The sequence below is a fragment of the Amycolatopsis minnesotensis genome (assembly GCF_039529815.1).
Taxonomy (GTDB): Bacteria; Actinomycetota; Actinomycetes; order Mycobacteriales; family Pseudonocardiaceae; genus Amycolatopsis; species Amycolatopsis minnesotensis.
Map to the genome: position 1 here is coordinate 72945 of NZ_BAAANN010000009.1, position 16732 is coordinate 89676.

Genomic DNA, 16732 nt, shown 5'->3' on the forward strand with positions numbered 1-16732 from the left:
TCGTCGTTAGACCCGGCGAACCCGGAGACGAAGGAACGCGCCGTCCGGCCCACCACCACATCGGGTCAGAGACCAGGCGCGTACAGCCAGTGCGACGCACAATGACGTGTGTCCATCGGCCACCCAGCGCAGTGTGGCCTCGATGATGCCTGCGGGCCTTCCCGCCAAGAGCCCGCCAGGAGCTCACGCATCTCTCGACTGACCAATCGCGGTCCCGAGTGGCCCCGTTAGCAAGTGCGGCAGATTCCCCGGAATCCCGCACTTTCGGGTGAACTCGGTCGCGCCGACGCCTTGGGAGGCGGCCAGCCGTGACCCGCCACGCACACAAGCCCCGCGAGGGGCTGTACGACGAGCAGTACGAGCACGACGCCTGCGGTGTGGCCTTCGTGGCCGACCTCGCCGGACGACGAGACCACAGCATCGTGCGCAAGGCGCTGGTCGCGCTGCGCAACCTCGAACACCGCGGCGCCAGGGGCGCCGAGCCGGACACCGGCGACGGCGCCGGGATCCTCATCCAGGTTCCCGACGCGTTCTACCGCGAGGTCGTCGACTTCACCCTGCCCGAGCCGGGCGCCTACGCGGTGGGCACCGCATTCCTGCCGAGGGACGAAAAGTGCCGCGGCCGGGCGATGACGACGATCGAGCGCATCGCCGCCGAAGAGGGCATGCAGGTGCTCGGCTGGCGCGAGCTGCCGGTGCACGCCGAACACTGCGGGCCGACGGCCGCGACGACGATGCCGTACTTCACGCAGCTCTTCGTCACCGCGCGCGAACCGGGCGTGCGGGACCTCGCGTTGGAACGGCTCGCGTTCTGCGTGCGCAAGCGGGTCGAGCACGAACTCGCCGACGCCGATGTCGACGGCACCACCGGCGCGTACTTCCCCAGCCTTTCCTCGCGCACGATCGTCTACAAGGGAATGCTCACCGAGCCGCAGGTCGAGCTGTTCTTCGGCGACCTCTCCGACGAGCGCGTGGTGAGCGCGATCGGGCTCGTGCACTCCCGGTTCTCCACCAACACCTTCCCGTCGTGGCCGCTGGCGCACCCGTACCGGTACGTCGCGCACAACGGCGAGATCAACACCTTGCGCGGCAACCGGAACTGGATGGACGCGCGGGAGTCGATGCTCGAATCGGGGCTCATCCCCGGCGAGCTGGAGCGGATCTACCCGATCATCACGCGCGGCGCGAGCGACTCCGCCTCCTTCGACGAGGTGCTCGAACTGCTGCACCTCGGTGGCCGGAGCCTGCCGCATTCGGTGCTGATGATGATCCCCGAGGCGTGGGAAAACCACGAGGAGATGGATCCCGCCCGCCGCGCGTTCTACGAGTTCCACTCGACGCTGATGGAGCCGTGGGACGGCCCCGCGCTGGTGTCGTTCACCGACGGCACCCAGATCGGCGCGGTGCTCGACCGCAACGGCCTGCGCCCGGCGCGGTACTGGGTGACCGAGGACGGGCTCGTGGTGCTGGCCAGCGAGGTCGGCGTGCTGGAGATCGAACCGTCGAGCATCGTCCGCAAGGGCAGGCTCGAACCGGGCCGCATGTTCCTCGTCGACACCGCCGAGGGCCGGATCATCGACGACGAGGAGATCAAGGGCGGGCTCGCCGCGGAGCACCCGTACGGCGAGTGGGTCGGAAAGGGCCTGCTGCACCTCGACGACCTGCCGGAACGCGACCGCGAAGTGCCGACGCACCATTCGCTGGTCCGCCGGCAGCAGGCGTTCGGCTACACCGAAGAAGAGCTCGACGTGCTGCTGCAGCCGATGGCCCGCACCGGCGCCGAGCCGATCGGGTCGATGGGCAACGACTCGCCGCTGGCCTCGCTGTCCAGCAGGCCCAGGCAGCTCTTCGACTACTTCATCCAGCTCTTCGCCCAGGTCACCAACCCGCCACTGGACGCGATCCGCGAGGAGCTGGTGACCGCGCTCGGCACCCAGCTCGGCGCGGAGCCGAACCTGCTCGACGCCAGCGCGGAGTCCTGCCGCCGGATCGTGCTGCCGTTCCCGGTGCTGGACAACGACGAGCTGGCGAAGCTCGTGCACGCCAACGACGACGGCGATCTCCCCGAGTTCCAGGCGGTCACCGTGCTGGGCCGGTACGACGTCGACGGCGGCGGCGAGGCGCTCGTGCGCAGGCTCGACGAAATCCGCACCGAGGTGTCCGAGGCGATCGAGGACGGCGCGCGGCTCATCGTGCTGTCGGACCGCGGTGTCGACGAGAAGCACGCGGCGATCCCGTCGCTGCTGCTCACCGGCGCGGTGCACCACCACCTGGTGCGCGAGAAGACCCGCACGCAGGTCGGGCTCGTGGTCGAGTCCGGCGACGCGCGCGAGGTGCACCACATCGCGCTGCTCATCGGGTACGGCGTGGCCGCGGTCAACCCGTACATGGCGATGGCGACCGTGGAGGAAATGGCTCAGCAGGGCCTGATCCCCGGTGTCGACGCGAAGCACGCGACGCGGAACCTGATCAAGGCGCTCGGCAAGGGCGTCCGCAAGACGATGTCGAAGATGGGCGTTTCGACGGTCGCCTCCTACACCGGCGCGCAGATCTTCGAGGCGATCGGGCTCGGCGCGGAAGTCATCGAAAACTGTTTCACCGGAACGACTTCGCGCCTCGGCGGCGTCGGATTCGAGACGCTGGCGAGGGAAGTGCACGAACGGCACCGCCGCGCCTACCCGCGTGACGGCGTGCGCGCGAGCCACCGCGAACTCGAAACCGGTGCCGACTACCAGTGGCGCCGCGAGGGCGAACCGCACCTGTTCAACCCGCAGACCGTGTTCAAGCTCCAGCATTCGACGCGGGCCGGGAAGTACGAGGTCTTCAAGGAGTACACGAAGGCGGTCAACGACCAGTCCGAGAAGCTGCTGACGCTGCGCGGGCTGTTCGACTTCAAGAAAAACGAGCGCCGAGCTGTGTCTATCGACGAGGTCGAACCGGTCTCCGAGATCGTCAAGCGGTTCGCCACCGGCGCGATCTCCTACGGCTCGATCTCGATGGAGATGCACCAGACCCTGGCGATCGCGATGAACCGGATCGGCGGCAAGTCGAACACCGGCGAGGGCGGCGAAGACCCCGAACGGCTCTACGACCCGGAGCGCCGTTCCGCGGTGAAGCAGGTCGCGAGCGGGCGGTTCGGCGTGACCAGCGAGTACCTGGTCAACGCGGACGACATCCAGATCAAGATGGCGCAGGGCGCGAAGCCGGGCGAGGGCGGGCAGCTCCCCGGCGCGAAGGTGTACCCGTGGATCGCGAAGACGCGGTTCTCCACGCCGGGCGTCGGGCTGATCTCCCCGCCGCCGCACCACGACATCTACTCGATCGAAGACCTGGCCCAGCTCATCCACGACCTCAAGAACGCCAACCCGGACGCGCGCATCCACGTGAAGCTGGTGTCCGAGGTCGGCGTCGGGACGGTCGCCGCGGGCGTGTCCAAGGCGCACGCGGACGTCGTGCTCATCTCCGGCCACGACGGCGGGACGGGCGCTTCGCCGCTGTCGTCGATCAAGCACGCGGGCGGCCCGTGGGAACTGGGGCTCGCCGAGACGCAGCAGACGCTGCTGGCGAACCGGCTCCGCGACCGGATCGTGGTGCAGACCGACGGCCAGCTCAAGACCGGCCGCGACGTGGTCATCGCGGCGCTGCTCGGCGCCGAGGAGTTCGGGTTCGCGACCGCGCCGCTGGTGGTGTCCGGCTGCATCATGATGCGCGTGTGCCACCTCGACACCTGTCCGGTGGGTGTGGCGACGCAGAACCCCAAGCTGCGCGCCAAGTTCAGCGGCAAGGCCGACTACGTCGTGAACTTCTTCGAGTTCATCGCGCAGGAGGTGCGGGAGTACCTGGCGGAGCTGGGTTTCCGGTCGATCGCCGAGGCGGTCGGGCACGCGGAGGTACTCGACAAGCGCAAGGCCGTCGAGCACTGGAAGGCCGAGGGCCTCGACCTGACGCCGATCTTCCACGTGCCCGAGCTGGAGCCGCGCGCCGCGCGCCACCAGGTCGTGGCGCAGGACCACGGGCTGGACAAGGCGCTCGACAACACGCTCATCCAGCTCGCCGAGGGCGCGCTCAGCTCGGGCGACAAGGTGCGCCTCGAACTGCCCGTCCGCAACGTCAACCGGACCGTGGGCACCATGCTCGGCTCCGAGCTGACCAAGCGGTGGGGCGGCGAAGGGCTGCCCGACGACACGATCGACGTGACCTTCACCGGCACCGCGGGCCAGTCGTTCGGCGCGTTCCTGCCGAAGGGCATCACGCTGCGGCTCGTCGGCGACGGCAACGACTACGTCGGCAAGGGCCTTTCGGGCGGCCGGATCGTGGTGCGCCCGTCGGCGGACGCGCAGTTCGCCGCCGAGGAGCACATCATCGCGGGCAACGTGATCGGCTACGGCGCCACGAGCGGTGAACTGTTCCTGCGCGGCAAGGTCGGCGAGCGGTTCTGCGTGCGCAACTCCGGCGCGGTCGCGGTCGTCGAAGGCGTCGGCGACCACGGCTGCGAGTACATGACCGGCGGGCGCGTGGTGGTGCTCGGGCCGACCGGCCGGAACTTCGCGGCCGGGATGTCCGGCGGCGTCGCCTACGTGCTCGACCTCGACGGCCGCCGCGTCAACGGCGAGATGGTCGACCTCGACCCGCTCGACGGCGACGACGCGGACTTCCTGCGGGAGACCGTGGAACGGCACTTCGTGGAGACGGAGTCGAGCGTGGCGCGCGCGCTGCTCGCCGACTGGGACAGTGGCGTCGACCGGTTCTCGAAGGTCATGCCGAAGGACTACAAGCGGGTGCTCGCGGCGCAGGCGGCGGCGGAGCGCGAAGGCCGCGACGTGAACGAGGCGATCATGGAGGCGGCTCATGGCTGACCCCAAGGGTTTTCTGACGACCGAACGGGAACTTCCGACCAGGCGGCCGGTTCCGTTGCGGCTGATGGACTGGCGCGAGGTCTACGAGGACTTCGCGACCACGAAGCTGGAGAAGCAGGCGGGCCGCTGCATGGACTGCGGCATCCCGTTCTGCCACCAGGGTTGTCCGCTGGGAAACCTCATCCCCGAGTGGAACACGCTGGTGTGGCGGCAGGACTGGCAGGACGCGATCGAGCGGCTGCACGCGACCAACAACTTCCCGGAGTTCACCGGGACGCTGTGCCCGGCGCCGTGCGAGACCGCGTGCGTGCTCGGCATCAACGACGACCCGGTGACGATCAAGCGCGTCGAGATCTCGATCGTCGACCGCGCCTTCGAGGAGGGCTGGGTCACCCCGCAGGTGCCGGAGACCCGCACCGGCAAGAAGGTCGCCGTGGTCGGGTCCGGCCCGTCGGGGCTGGCCGCGGCGCAGCAGCTCACCAGGGCCGGGCACGACGTGGTGGTGTTCGAGCGGGCCGACAAGATCGGCGGCCTGCTCCGGTACGGCATCCCCGAGTTCAAGATGGAGAAGCACCGTCTCGATCGCAGGCTGGACCAGATGCGGGCCGAGGGCACGGAGTTCCGCACGAGCGTGAACGTCGGCGTCGACCTCACGGTCGAGGAGCTCACGGGGTCCTACGACGCGGTGGTGCTGGCCGGTGGCGCGACCGCGTGGCGCGACCTGCCGATCGACGGCCGCGAGCACGAGGGCGTCTACCAGGCGATGGAGTACCTGCCCCCGGCGAACCGGGTCGCGTGCGGTGAGCTGGAGACCTCGCCGATCAGCGCCGAGGGCAAGCACGTGGTGGTCATCGGCGGCGGCGACACCGGCGCGGACTGCGTCGGCACGGCGCACCGCCAGGGCGCGAAGTCGGTGACGCAGCTCGAAATCATGCCGAAGCCGCCGGAGGCGCGCCCGGACGCGAACCCGTGGCCGACCTACCCGATGATCTACCGCGTCTCGTCGGCGCACGAAGAGGGCGGCGAGCGCCTGTACTCGGTGAACACGCAGGAGTTCCTCGCCGACGAAGACGGGAACCTCCGCGCGCTCTCGCTGGTGGAGGTGCGTCGCGAGGACGGGAAGTTCGTACCGGTCGAGGGCACCGAGCAGGAGCTGCCCGCGCAGCTCGTGCTGCTCGCGATGGGGTTCCTCGGGCCGCAGCGCGAGGGCCTGCTGGCCGAGCTGGACGTGGAGCTGGACGAGCGCGGCAACGTGCGGCGCGACGCGAACTTCAAGACCAGCCTGGACAACGTGTTCGTCGCGGGTGACATGGGCCGCGGCCAGTCGCTGATCGTGTGGGCGATCGCGGAGGGCCGCTCGGCCGCCGCGGGCGCGGACGCGTACCTCACCGGCCGGGACGTGCTCCCCGCCCCGATCGCCCCGACGGACAGGCCGATCTCCTAGCCCGATCGGGCAACCCCCAGACCAGCCGTGGGGCTTCGTCAACGAAGCCGGAGCCCCACGGCTGCCCACCCCGCGCGACGCCAAAGGCGAGCCCACCGGACGCACCCGCCGACCCGGCCAGCGCGACAAACGACACTGTCAACATTTGTTAACGGGCTCTGGCTGTGGCACCATCTCGTGCCTATGAGGGCTGGGGAGAAGGTTCTGTTCGAAGGACGGGACCTCGGGGAGATCCGTGACGCCATGTCGACCCGTTTCGGGTCGCGCGTGCTGCACGCGGTCAAGCCGGGGCCCGATCACGAGGTGCTCCGGATCACGCAGCTGGGCTCCGGGGCCGGCGATGTCACGATGCTCGACGTCGAGTGCGGCCCGGCGATACTGGTCCGTCCCGACGTGCTGGACGACCGGTATCTGCTGAGCATCCCGCTCGCGGGCACCGGCTGGACCGAGGTCGACGGCGAGCAGGTCGGCACCCGCGACGTGCTGCTGGGGCCGGCGCAGACCAAGGTGTCGATCAGCCGGAACGGCGGCAACAGGGCACTCGTGCTGCATTTCACCCGCGAGGCGATCGACGCCGCTGCCGCGGACCGGCTCGGCCACGAGCCGGGAGGGCCGACGAGGTTCTCCCCCGCGGTCAGGTCCGACAACGCGAGGACGGCCGCGTGGCTGGAGCTGGCGCGCACGCTCGCCGAGACCGCGCGGCGGGGACTGCTCGACGATTCGCCGCTCGGGCGGCACCATCTCGAACAGCTCCTCATCCACGGCCTGTTCGAGGCCCAGCCGCACACCTTCCACGACGCGCTGGAGCGGCACGAAGCGGCTTCGATGCCCGCCGTGGTGCGGCGCGCCGTTTCCTTCTGCGAAGAAAACGCGAGCGAACCCATCACGGTCAGCGATATGGCGAAGGCCGCCGGTACCAGCGTTCGCGCGCTCCAACGGGGGTTCCGCACCCAGCTCGGGACGAGCCCGCTGGGGCATCTCCGGCAGGTGCGGCTGGCACGCGTGCACGAGGATCTGCGCGCTATCGGGCAGGGTGACCAGCCGGGAACCGTCACGGAGGTGGCACTGCGATGGGGTTTCCCGCACCTGGGCCGGTTTTCCCAGCTGTACCGGGAAACCTACGGGGAGCCGCCGTCCCACACCCTGCGCTCGGCGTGACTATCCGGGAAACGTCCACCGACGAGTGCGCGATTCGGATACCCACGGCCGCCAGGATGTGACTACACTTCACAGCAGGATCCCGCGCCAGACGCGAGGATCGACAGACCCGATGCGCCGAACCTACCTCCCCAGGGGCTCGGCGCATCGGCCTTTTCCGGGGCTTTTTCCCGCTCCAGGGCCACTTTTCCGGGGAACCGAATCGCCCGTGCGGCCGTGACGAATCCAATTCGTCCCACCCGAACGGCGGTCGACGCGCCTTCCCTCGCTGGCAAGGACATGCGCAGACCAGCACTGCCGCCCGCACCCGTTAGGGCGTACGGGGCGGCCAGGCCACGGATCGACCATGCGACAAGCACTGTGCGTCGACGCCCATACCGGAGGAACTGTCCGCTATGGACGATCGAGAGGCGGCGGCGAACAAGCCCGTGGCGCCGTGCTGGCCACCATGACGGCACTCAAGGCCGTCATGGTGGCCGGCACGGGTGAAAACCGCGTCGGGAAATCGGTTACCCGGCGAGAATTCGCGTCAGGGAAGTGAAGGCGTCCGGGGTGAGGGTCAAACGACCGCCATCCCGGTCCTTCGTATCCCGAATCCCGATCACCGACGACGCCACCGCGATCTCGACGCACTTATCGGGATCGCCCGACGAGTAACTGGACTTGCGCCACGCCACACTTTCTAGTCGATCAACCATCCTGCCTACCTCAGGCCGTCCCTCGTTTGCCTTAACCGCGCCAGTGTCTCACCCTCCCCGAGCGCGTTGACGACAAGCGAGTCGAAGGTCAACTGGTAGGTCCGAACCTGAGCCGGGTCGGCGCGGCACTCACCACGGTTCAAATCCGAGACGTAGACCCACTTCGACGGACCACCGCCGATCTCCAGCGTCAGCAGGCTGAACCCGTCACCGAGTGCCGCGTGCGCGCCGACAGCGAAGGGCAAGAGCTGGAGCGTCACGTTGGGCAGCTTCGCCACGTCGATGAGGTGGTTGATCTGCTCCACCAACGCCTCCGGACCACCAACCTGGCAATGGATCGCCGCCTCGCCCAGCACCAGGTGAACCTCTGGCGGGTTCTTCCCGGTCAACAGGGACCGGCGGCGGATCCGCGACTGCACCACGTCATCGACATCGGCCGGGGCCACTGTCTTCGAAGTCGAGATCAGGGCGCGGGCGTACGCCTCGGTCTGGAACAGGCCCGGCACCAGCTCGCCCTGGTGGAACCGAAGCTCCGTGGCGTCCTGTTCGAGCCCGAAGTACTGCCGGGACCAGTCGGGCACCTTGCCGTAGCTGCCACGGCGGCGAGCCTGCGCCGCGATGTCCCGGATGCGCGTGGCCGTCGCCTTGCTCGCACCGTAGAACGCGAGCAGCTTGTCGATCTCGGCTGCGGCCAACGCGCCTTCACCGCGTTCGGAGCGGTAGATCTTCGTTGCGTACCAGCCCGTGTGGGTCACCACCGCTTCGACGTCCTTGCCCGCGGCCTCGCGGAGCTCGCGGAGTTCGAAGCCGAGCAGGACACGGGATGCGACGGGACCTTTGACCATGCGCGGAGACTACCGTGCGAAAACGTACCACTACCATGCGGGTTGATAACTTGTACTACAAGTTCTACAGTGATGCGGACCACCGACCGAGGGGATGTCATGAGGGAAGCACTGGGCAGTCCGCAATGGACGGACGAGCAGGTCCGGCTCGCCGCGGACCTGCTCGTCAACGAGCACCCACCGGCGAGGTTCTGCCTGCTCGGCATCATCCGCGACACCGACGGCGAGGTGGTCGACCTCGAACTGATCGGGTACGGGCTGCAGATGCACGCCGACGCGTTCGCCTACCTGCCGTCCACGCCCCATTCGCGCACCACCACGTGGCACGGCAGCTCCGTGCACACGCTCATGCTCCGCCACGGCGGCGACGACCTGCTCGTGCACTGGCTCGACGACGAGTCCTGAAGCCTGCCGCCGCGAGGCGGTACGGAGCCGGGCGGGAGTGGGCCGTCCCTCAACGCCTCCACTCCCGCCCGCGTCTGTTTCCCAGGGAAACGCCTAGACCGCGCGAAGATCCACGCCTGCGGCTTCGAAGCGGCGTTTCAGGTCGGCGGGGACTTCGGCGTCGGTGACCACGGTGTGCACGGCGCCGATCTCGCAGATCCGCGCGAATGCGTGGAGGCCGAGCTTCGAGGAATCCGCCGCGACGACCACGCGCGTGCCGCGACGCACCATCAGCCGGTTGATGTTGGCCTCGCCCTCGTGGTGCGCGAACGCACCACCGTCGGGGTCGAGCGCGTCGACGCCCAGGATCACCAGATCGAGTGCGATCTCCGAGAGCACCTTCGTGGCGAGCGGGCCGGTCAGCTCGAACGAGTGCGGGCGCGCGACCCCGCCGGTCACCACGAGCTTGAGATGGCGCCGCACGGCGAGTTCCGCGGCGATGTTGAGCGCGTTCGTCACCACCGTGAGGCCCGGCCCGTCCCGCGTGGTCAGGTCGCGCCGGGTGCTGAGCACCCTGGCGATCTCCGTCGTGGTGGTGCCGCCGTTGAGGCCGACCACGGCGCCGGGCGGCACGAGCGCGGCGACCTCGGTGGCGATCCGCGACTTCTGCGGCGCGTGCCGCCCCGACTTGTAGCGCAGCGGGAGGTCGTAGGACACCGAGCTGGCCACCGCACCGCCACGGGTCCTGGTGAGCAGGCTCTGCTCGGCGAGGTGGTCGAGATCGCGCCGCACGGTCGCGGTCGAGACGGTGAGTTCGGCGCTCAGCTCCTCGACCTCCACCTTGCCGCGCTGCCCCACGATTTCGAGCAGGCGGGCGAGCCGGACGTGGCGTTTCACTTCTTCATCCGGAAGTCGTAGCGCGCGGGCAGCGGCTCGTCACCGGCGAGCGCCTGCCAAGTGTCCGAAAGGGACGTTTCCCCTTCGCGGACATCGGGCAGCTCGAAGCCGTCGGTGAAGATCCGCAGCGCCCCCTCGCGGTCGCCCAGTGCGAGCTTCACGCGTGCTTCGAGCAGCTTGATCCGGCCGTGCGCGCGGAGTTCCGGAGACAGGGCTTCGATCAGCGCCCCTGCCGAAGCCGGATCGTCCAGCGCCGCGGTGACCGCTTCGATCGCGAGTGGACGGACGCCGGGCGCCATCCGGTGCGCCGCGGCGAGCAGAGCCGCGGGGTCCTCACCCGCGACGGCGAGGTTGCGCAGCGCCCACGGGTTCGGGCTCGCCTCCACCGAAGCACGCCACGCTTCGACGGCACCGGCCCTGTCCTCGGCGTACCAGCGCGCGACCCCGCGGTGGTACCAGACCTCCCAGCTTTCGGCCGCCTTCTCCAGCAGCGCGCGCCACGGCTCGGACACCAGCGTCCCGGCGGGCGCGGCCAGCGGATCGGTACCGCCCATGGCGCCGTCGAGCAGCGCGAGCCACGGCCGCTGCGCCTCGCCGAGGGTGTCCGCGGGGAACGGCGTCCCCGGCAGCGCGGGCCCACCGGAGCGGGCGGCCTCCAGCGCGCCCCAGCCCGAACCGCGGTGCAGGATCTCCGCGGGCTCGCGATCGGCGATCTCCCGCCACCGCTGGTGCCGCTCGTCGAGGTCCGCGAACGGGAGCGTGCCCTCCGCGGCCCGCACGGCCGAATCCCAGTCGCCGTGCGCGCTGTCCGTCCTGATCGGACCGTAGGCCTCCAGCCACTCCCACGCCTGCCCGGCGGGCAGCCGCAGGTGTTCGAGCTGGGTCCGCGCGAGGCCCGCCTGGATCTCCAGGTAGCCCGGCGCGCCCGGCGCCAGCCACTCCTGCCAGTGGTGCCCGCCGTCGGACTCCCCCCAGACGAAGAGCTTGCGGCCGCGCAGGCGGCGCGTCGAAAGCTGCGCGAGCCCCCGTCCGTCGGCTTCGACCGCGGCGATCCACGGATCGTGGTCCTGGCGCACTTCGAAGAAGAAGTCCGCCGCCTGCTCGTGCCGCGCCGGGTAGGTGAGATCGGATTCGCCCGGCACCGCGACGAGGTCGAGCCGCCCGCCGTAGCCGTAGTGCCACGCCTGCGTCGCCGGGGCGAGCACACGGGTGTGCTCGGTCCTGGTCACCGCGATGTTCGACCACCAGTACGCCGGGACGTCATGGGGGTGCGGGTTGCGGACCCGGACGCCGACGTGCAGGAACTCGGAGTCCGGCGGCAGCCAGAAGTCCACCTGGTAGGGCAGGTCCCTGGTCCGCTCCCATTCCCACAGCCGCAGCACCGGTGTCCCGTCCGGACCGTCCACACGCGACGCGTGCATGGGCTCGCAGGTGAGCGCGGTGTGCCCGGTGCTGCCGAGGTTCCACTCGACCCCGCCGGCGAACCAGGCGCCGCGAAGGCCGAGGTTCGCGGGCTGGAACACCGGGTTCCGGTACAGCAGCTCGCGCTGCTCCCCCTTGTGGAACAGGGAAAAGAGCCTGCCGCCGAGCGACGGCAGCACGGTGGCGGTGACGTGGTCGTTCTCCAGCACCAGCGCGGGAAGCGCGCGCTCGCGCCGGTCGCGGTCGTAGGAGTCCTGGAGCAGGCAGGGCAGCACGCTGCGCAGCGCGCCGTACTCCACATTGGACGCCAGGTCGGCGGGAAGCTCGCCGAGGTTCGTGACGCGCTGCGCCTTGTCCAGCAGCACCAGCGGTGGCAGCGGGTTCTCCCCGCCCAGTTCCGCGCACGGCAGGCGGACCTCGCCGCGGTACAGGCGCGTCATCAGCCGGGCAGCCGTTCACCGGTGGCAGCGTCGAAGCGGTGCGCGGCGTCAGGCAGCGGCACCAGCCCGATCCGGTCGCCGCGCTGCCACGGCGCCATGCCGGGGGTGCGCACGGTCAGCGGCTGCTCGTGCTCGGGCGTCGCGCAGTACAGGTACTGGTCGCTGCCCAGTTCCTCGACCACCTCGACGGTCGCCGAGATGGCACCCGGGGTTCCGTCCACGTCCTCGGTGATCCGCCAGCCCTCCGGGCGCACGCCGAGCACGTGCTCGCCTTGAGGCAGCAGGTTCATCGCGGGCGAGCCGATGAAACCGGCCACGAACAGGTTCGCCGGTTTCGCGAAGAGGCCGACCGGGGTGTCGCACTGCTGCAGGGTGCCGTCCTTGAGCACGGCCACCCTGTCCCCCATGGTCATCGCCTCGACCTGGTCGTGCGTGACGTAGATCGTGGTGACGCCGAGCCTGCGCTGGAGCGAGGCGATCTGCGTCCGCGTCTGCACCCGGAGCTTGGCGTCCAGATTGGACAGTGGTTCGTCCATGCAGAACACCTGCGGGCGCCGCACGATCGCCCTGCCCATCGCCACCCGCTGGCGCTGCCCGCCGGACAGCTTCGCGGGCTTGCGGTCGAGATAGGGCTCCAGATCGAGCAGTTCGGCGGCTTCGGCGACCATGCGCGCCCGCTCCGCCTTGGGCACCTTGCCGATCTTCAGGTGGAAGCCGATGTTCTCGGCCACCGTCATGTGCGGGTAGAGCGCGTAGTTCTGGAACACCATCGCGATGTCGCGGTCCTTCGGCGGCAGGTCGGTCACGTCGCGGTCGCCGATGTGCACCTGCCCCTCGTCGACGCCTTCGAGCCCGGCGAGCATGCGCAGCGTCGTCGACTTCCCGCAGCCGGACGGCCCGACCAGCACCAGGAACTCGCCGTCCTCGACTTCGAGGTCGAGCCGGTCGACGGCGGGCTTGTCGACGCCCGCGTAGTAGCGGGTCGCGCCCTTGAACGACACGGTTGCCATGTCTTCTCCTACTTCCCCGCACCGAGCGTGAGACCGGTGATGATCCGGCGGGCGAGCACGATGTAGAGCACCAGCATCGGCAGCACCACGATCGTGACGCCCGCGATGAGGCCGCCGTACTCGGACTGGTAGCTCGCCGCGCCGTAGAACGTGAACAGCGCGCGGGCGAGCGTGAACTTCGCGTTGTCCTGGAGGAACACGATCGAAAGCAGGGTTTCGTTCCACAGCCCGATCGCGTTGAGCGTGAGCGCGGTGATCAGCCCGCCGCGCGCGAGCGGCAGCATGATCGAGGTGAAGGTCCGGAACGGGGACGCGCCGTCGATCGCGGCCGCCTCCTCCATCTCGTCCGGCAGCGAGCGGAAGAACCCGGTCAGCAGGAACACCGTGAACGGCAGCGAAAGCGCGACGTAGACCAGGAAGAGCCCGATGAGGCTGTTGGTCAGGTTCAGCTTCGCCATCCCGACGAACAGCGGGATGATGACCGTCTGGAACGGCACGCCCATGCCGATCGCGAAGAAGTTCGTCATCGGGCCGGACCCGCGCACGCCGAGCCTGGTCAGCGCGTACGCGGCGGGTGCCGCGATCGCCACCGTCACGATCGCGGACGCGCCGACCAGCAGCACGGTGGTGAGGAAGGCTTCCCCGAACCCGGCCTGGCTCCACGCGTAGACGAAGTTCCGGAACGGCTTGCCGAGCACGAACCACTGGCGCGGTAGCTGGAACGGCTGCGTGAAGATCTCCACCGGTGTCTTGAACGACGCCGAGATCAGCCAGTACAGCACGAACACGTTGAACGCGGTGAACAGCCACACGATCACCTTGCCCAGCACGCGCAGCGGGCTGATCCCCCTCGCCGCTGGCGGCGGTTTCGGCTTCCTCGGCGCCTTGCGGCCCGCGGTGTCTACTGTAGACATTTGTGTCCCTTTAGAACTTGATCGCGTCGCGCCGCATGAGGCGGCGCAGCAGCACGACGAACACCGACACCAGCAGGATCATCATCACCGCGCACGCGCACGCCGCGCCGTAGGCAGGCGTGCCGCGGGTGCCGAAGGACCGGTCGAACACGTAGATCCCCAGCGTCCACGACCGCACCGGCGGCGAGTAGGTGCCCGGCCCGGCGAGCACGAACACCAGCTCGAAGATCTTCATCGCGTTGATCGTCCACAGCACCCCGGCGACGCCGACCACGTCCCAGGTCAGCGGCAGCGTGATGTTGCGAAACTTCTGCCACGGCGAGGCGCCCGCGATGTCGGAGTCCTCGTAGAGGTACGGCGGGATCCGGTCCACCGCGGCCATCAGGATCGTGATGTAGAACCCCGAACTGGCCCACACCAGCGCGCCGATCACCGCGTAGGTCACGTTCTCCGGCTGCAGGAACTTCGCCGCGTCGATCCCGGCGGATTCGAGGATGAAGTTCAGCAGCCCCTGCTTGCCGGGCTGGAACTTGAACACGAAGCCGAGGAACATGCCCAGCGCCACCGGCGCCACGATGTTGGGGAAGAACAGGATCGCCCTGACCAGCTTCCCGCCCTTCATGTCCCGCAGCACCATGGTGAACAGGAACGCGAGCAGGAACGTGCCGACGCCGCCGACCACGATGTAGAGCAGCGTGTTGAAGAACGAGTAGCGGAACGCCTCGTTCGCGAACATCTCGCGGTACTGGGCGAAGCCGTTGAACTGCGGGGTGTCGCCGGCGCCGGACCAGCTCGAAAAGCTGAGCACGGCGGTGGCGATCGTCGGGACCACCAGGAACACCACGTAGAGCACGAGCGCGGGGGTGAACAGCGGCCAGAACAGCCGCCGCTTCCCCTTGAGCTGCGCGCCCGCCCTGCCCCCGGCCGGTCGCGTCGCGCCGGGTACCGCGAGCTGTGCCACTAGCCCTGCGCCTTCCAGTACTCGGCGGTCTTCGCGGCGAGCGCGTCGACGAAGGCGGCCGCGGTGAGCTTGCCCTTGAGCAGGTCGTTGTTGAGCGGGTAGAGCACCGCGTCCACGTACTTGCCGCCGAACATGCCGTCGATGCCGTCCTTGATCAGCATGTGCTCCTTCTTGGTGTCCTCGAGCGTCGCCTTGATCGGCTTCAGGTCGTCGGGCACCGGCAGGTCCGCGCGCGGCGTGAGATTGTCGCTGACCGCGGGGATCCCGGCGAGGATGTCCTTGTTGACCATGTAGGCCATGAACGCCTTCGCCGGTTCGGGGTGCTTCGCCTTGGCCAGCACGGAAAACCCGATCGGAAGCTGCTCGACGATGTCGTGCGTGGCGCCGTCCGGCATCGGGAACTGGAACGAGCCGTAGTCGATCTTCTTCCCGCCGCCCTGCTTGCCGAGGTACTCGCGGATCTCGCTCGGGATCCAGCTCCCGTTGAACAGGTACGCGGCGTCGCCGTCGGCCCAGCGCTGCTGCACCTGCGGGAACTTCGACGCGTCCCAGCCGTCGATCAGGTAGCCGCCCTTCGCGAGCCGCTCCACGAGCTGCGCGGCCTTGAGGTACCCGGGATCGGACTTCCAGAGCTGACCGCTGCGATCGGACACCGCCTTCGCCAGCCCGCCGGGGCCGACGTAGCGCGCGGCGAGCTGGGTGAAGTAGTAGGTGTTGTAGTCGTTGATGTCGCCGTCCTGCGCGACCGCGTTCTTGCCAGCCTGCTTGGCCTTGTCGAACAGCCCGAACAGCTCGTCGATCGTCTTCGGCGGCGTGACCTGCTCGCCGCCCTTCTGGTACCACCACGCGTCGCTGATCAGCTCGTAGGGCACCAGGAACGGTTTGCCCGCGGCGTCGGCGTTCTGCTCCATGTCGTGCGAAGTCGGCAGGAGCACGTCCTTGACGGTCTTGTCGCCCTCGCCGACCTTGAGCCCGTACACGTCTTCGACGCTCTGCGTCCCGCCCGGCGCGACGACGGCGGCCTTCATCTGGTTCAGGTCCTGGTCGACGAGATCGGGCACGTCGTTGGTGTTCAGCGCCGGGCCCACGTTCTGGGTGAGCAGCTTGCGGCCGAGCCACTGGACGTTGACCTTGACGCCGGTCTTCTGGCTGAAGCAGTCGATGGCGTGCTTGACGACCTTGCCCTGCGGCTCGTCCGCGGTCCACATCGACCAGTAGGTGAACTCCTTGCCGGCCGGTTTCGTGCCGGGCTCGGGGCATTGCGAGGCAAGGTACTGCTCGGCGCCCGGCAGCGCGTTCTCGCCGGTGCCGCCGCCCTCGCCCCCGGTGGGGCTGCCGCAGGCGGTCAGCGCGATCGCCGCCGCGCACGTGGCCCCCACTGCCAGCGGAAACTTGCCGGACCCGATTCGAGCTGCTCTCATGGCCACCACCTGATCGAAGTCAGCGAAATCCGCGCACTCTCTGCGCATTGGTGCGCAGTTTTGTTCGATTTCACGCACTTGTCAACAGTCAGACGGGGGAAAAGCTGCGAAAACGTCATCTTTGCCGACCCTGATCGAGGCCAGCATGCACGGTCCGTGAGCGATCGACGATGCACTGCGTGAAGTTTGCGCTTTCTTGACTGAAGTTTGAGTTAATCCTTGACTTCCGAGCATGTTCGAACGGATGCTCGGGACCACCGCATCCTTCGTACTGGGAGGTCC

The 16732-nt window shown here is 69.0% G+C and carries 13 protein-coding genes; 5 read left to right on the plus strand and 8 right to left on the minus strand.

Features of this window, described 5'->3' with window-relative positions; genetic code table 11:
* Positions 1–308 precede the first annotated feature (308 nt).
* The 4 genes from gltB to ABD256_RS13140 all read left to right on the plus strand — a co-directional run bounded on the left by gltB (position 309) and on the right by ABD256_RS13140 (position 7999).
* Positions 309–4856 (plus strand): glutamate synthase large subunit, encoded by a 4548-nt coding sequence (gltB, locus tag ABD256_RS13125; RefSeq protein WP_344417309.1) that lies wholly within the window; start codon positions 309–311, stop codon positions 4854–4856.
* Entirely contained in the window at positions 4849–6300 is a 1452-nt protein-coding gene (locus tag ABD256_RS13130) for a glutamate synthase subunit beta (RefSeq protein WP_344417311.1), read from the plus strand. Before gltB ends, ABD256_RS13130 begins: the two co-directional genes overlap by 8 nt.
* A 243-nt stretch (positions 6301–6543) precedes the next feature.
* On the plus strand, positions 6544–7458 hold the full coding sequence (locus tag ABD256_RS13135; RefSeq protein WP_344417313.1) for a helix-turn-helix transcriptional regulator: 915 nt from the start codon (positions 6544–6546) through the stop codon (positions 7456–7458).
* 346 nt (positions 7459–7804) lie between these two features.
* The gene (locus ABD256_RS13140) at positions 7805–7999 is read left to right on the plus strand and encodes a hypothetical protein (RefSeq protein ID WP_344417677.1); all 195 of its coding nucleotides are present in this window, start codon (positions 7805–7807) and stop codon (positions 7997–7999) included.
* On the opposite strand, the gene ABD256_RS13145 is transcribed toward ABD256_RS13140, so the two are convergent.
* Positions 7968–8156 carry a DUF397 domain-containing protein gene (locus ABD256_RS13145; protein WP_344417315.1) on the minus strand — a complete coding sequence of 63 codons (189 nt, stop codon included), beginning with the start codon at positions 8154–8156 and terminating at the stop codon, positions 7968–7970. The two genes, ABD256_RS13140 and ABD256_RS13145, sit on opposite strands and share 32 nt — an antisense overlap.
* Positions 8157–8161: 5 nt before the next feature.
* Positions 8162–9001 carry a helix-turn-helix domain-containing protein gene (locus ABD256_RS13150; protein WP_344417317.1) on the minus strand — a complete coding sequence of 280 codons (840 nt, stop codon included), beginning with the start codon at positions 8999–9001 and terminating at the stop codon, positions 8162–8164.
* Between the two features lie 99 nt (positions 9002–9100).
* On the opposite strand from ABD256_RS13150, the gene ABD256_RS13155 reads away from it, so the two are divergent.
* On the plus strand, positions 9101–9406 hold the full coding sequence (locus ABD256_RS13155; protein WP_344417319.1) for a hypothetical protein: 306 nt from the start codon (positions 9101–9103) through the stop codon (positions 9404–9406).
* A 93-nt stretch (positions 9407–9499) separates the two neighbouring features.
* On the opposite strand, the gene ABD256_RS13160 is transcribed toward ABD256_RS13155, so the two are convergent.
* Genes ABD256_RS13160 through ABD256_RS13185 form a run of 6 tightly spaced genes read right to left on the minus strand, consistent with a single transcriptional unit; the run spans position 9500 to position 16450 of the window.
* Complete coding sequence (locus ABD256_RS13160) at positions 9500–10282, minus strand: DeoR/GlpR family DNA-binding transcription regulator (RefSeq protein ID WP_344417321.1); 783 nt, start codon at positions 10280–10282, stop codon at positions 9500–9502.
* Positions 10279–12144: a DUF5107 domain-containing protein gene (locus ABD256_RS13165; RefSeq protein WP_344417323.1), complete on the minus strand. Its 1866-nt coding sequence runs from the start codon at positions 12142–12144 to the stop codon at positions 10279–10281. Before ABD256_RS13165 ends, ABD256_RS13160 begins: the two co-directional genes overlap by 4 nt.
* Positions 12144–13154: an ABC transporter ATP-binding protein gene (locus ABD256_RS13170; RefSeq protein WP_344417325.1), complete on the minus strand. Its 1011-nt coding sequence runs from the start codon at positions 13152–13154 to the stop codon at positions 12144–12146. Before ABD256_RS13170 ends, ABD256_RS13165 begins: the two co-directional genes overlap by 1 nt.
* Before the next feature lie 8 nt (positions 13155–13162).
* A complete protein-coding gene (locus tag ABD256_RS13175; RefSeq protein ID WP_344417327.1) occupies positions 13163–14068 on the minus strand; it encodes a carbohydrate ABC transporter permease in 906 nt (301 codons plus the stop codon).
* 10 nt (positions 14069–14078) lie between these two features.
* Positions 14079–15029 carry a carbohydrate ABC transporter permease gene (locus ABD256_RS13180; RefSeq protein ID WP_344417329.1) on the minus strand — a complete coding sequence of 317 codons (951 nt, stop codon included), beginning with the start codon at positions 15027–15029 and terminating at the stop codon, positions 14079–14081.
* Positions 15029–16450: an ABC transporter substrate-binding protein gene (locus tag ABD256_RS13185; RefSeq protein WP_344417331.1), complete on the minus strand. Its 1422-nt coding sequence runs from the start codon at positions 16448–16450 to the stop codon at positions 15029–15031. Before ABD256_RS13185 ends, ABD256_RS13180 begins: the two co-directional genes overlap by 1 nt.
* Positions 16451–16732: the final 282 nt, after the last annotated feature.

What these genes read in the sequence shown, in the direction of transcription:
- ABD256_RS13130 (WP_344417311.1), top strand. Translation starts at nt 4,849, where the DNA reads ATGGCTGACCCCAAGGGTTTTCTGACGACCGAACGGGAACTTCCGACC.
- ABD256_RS13135 (WP_344417313.1), top strand. Translation starts at nt 6,544, where the DNA reads ATGTCGACCCGTTTCGGGTCGCGCGTGCTGCACGCGGTCAAGCCGGGG.
- ABD256_RS13140 (WP_344417677.1), top strand. Translation starts at nt 7,805, where the DNA reads ATGCGACAAGCACTGTGCGTCGACGCCCATACCGGAGGAACTGTCCGC.
- ABD256_RS13145 (WP_344417315.1), bottom strand. Translation starts at nt 8,156, where the DNA reads ATGGTTGATCGACTAGAAAGTGTGGCGTGGCGCAAGTCCAGTTACTCG.
- ABD256_RS13150 (WP_344417317.1), bottom strand. Translation starts at nt 9,001, where the DNA reads ATGGTCAAAGGTCCCGTCGCATCCCGTGTCCTGCTCGGCTTCGAACTC.
- ABD256_RS13155 (WP_344417319.1), top strand. Translation starts at nt 9,101, where the DNA reads ATGAGGGAAGCACTGGGCAGTCCGCAATGGACGGACGAGCAGGTCCGG.
- ABD256_RS13165 (WP_344417323.1), bottom strand. Translation starts at nt 12,144, where the DNA reads ATGACGCGCCTGTACCGCGGCGAGGTCCGCCTGCCGTGCGCGGAACTG.
- ABD256_RS13170 (WP_344417325.1), bottom strand. Translation starts at nt 13,154, where the DNA reads ATGGCAACCGTGTCGTTCAAGGGCGCGACCCGCTACTACGCGGGCGTC.
- ABD256_RS13175 (WP_344417327.1), bottom strand. Translation starts at nt 14,068, where the DNA reads ATGTCTACAGTAGACACCGCGGGCCGCAAGGCGCCGAGGAAGCCGAAA.
- ABD256_RS13185 (WP_344417331.1), bottom strand. Translation starts at nt 16,450, where the DNA reads ATGAGAGCAGCTCGAATCGGGTCCGGCAAGTTTCCGCTGGCAGTGGGG.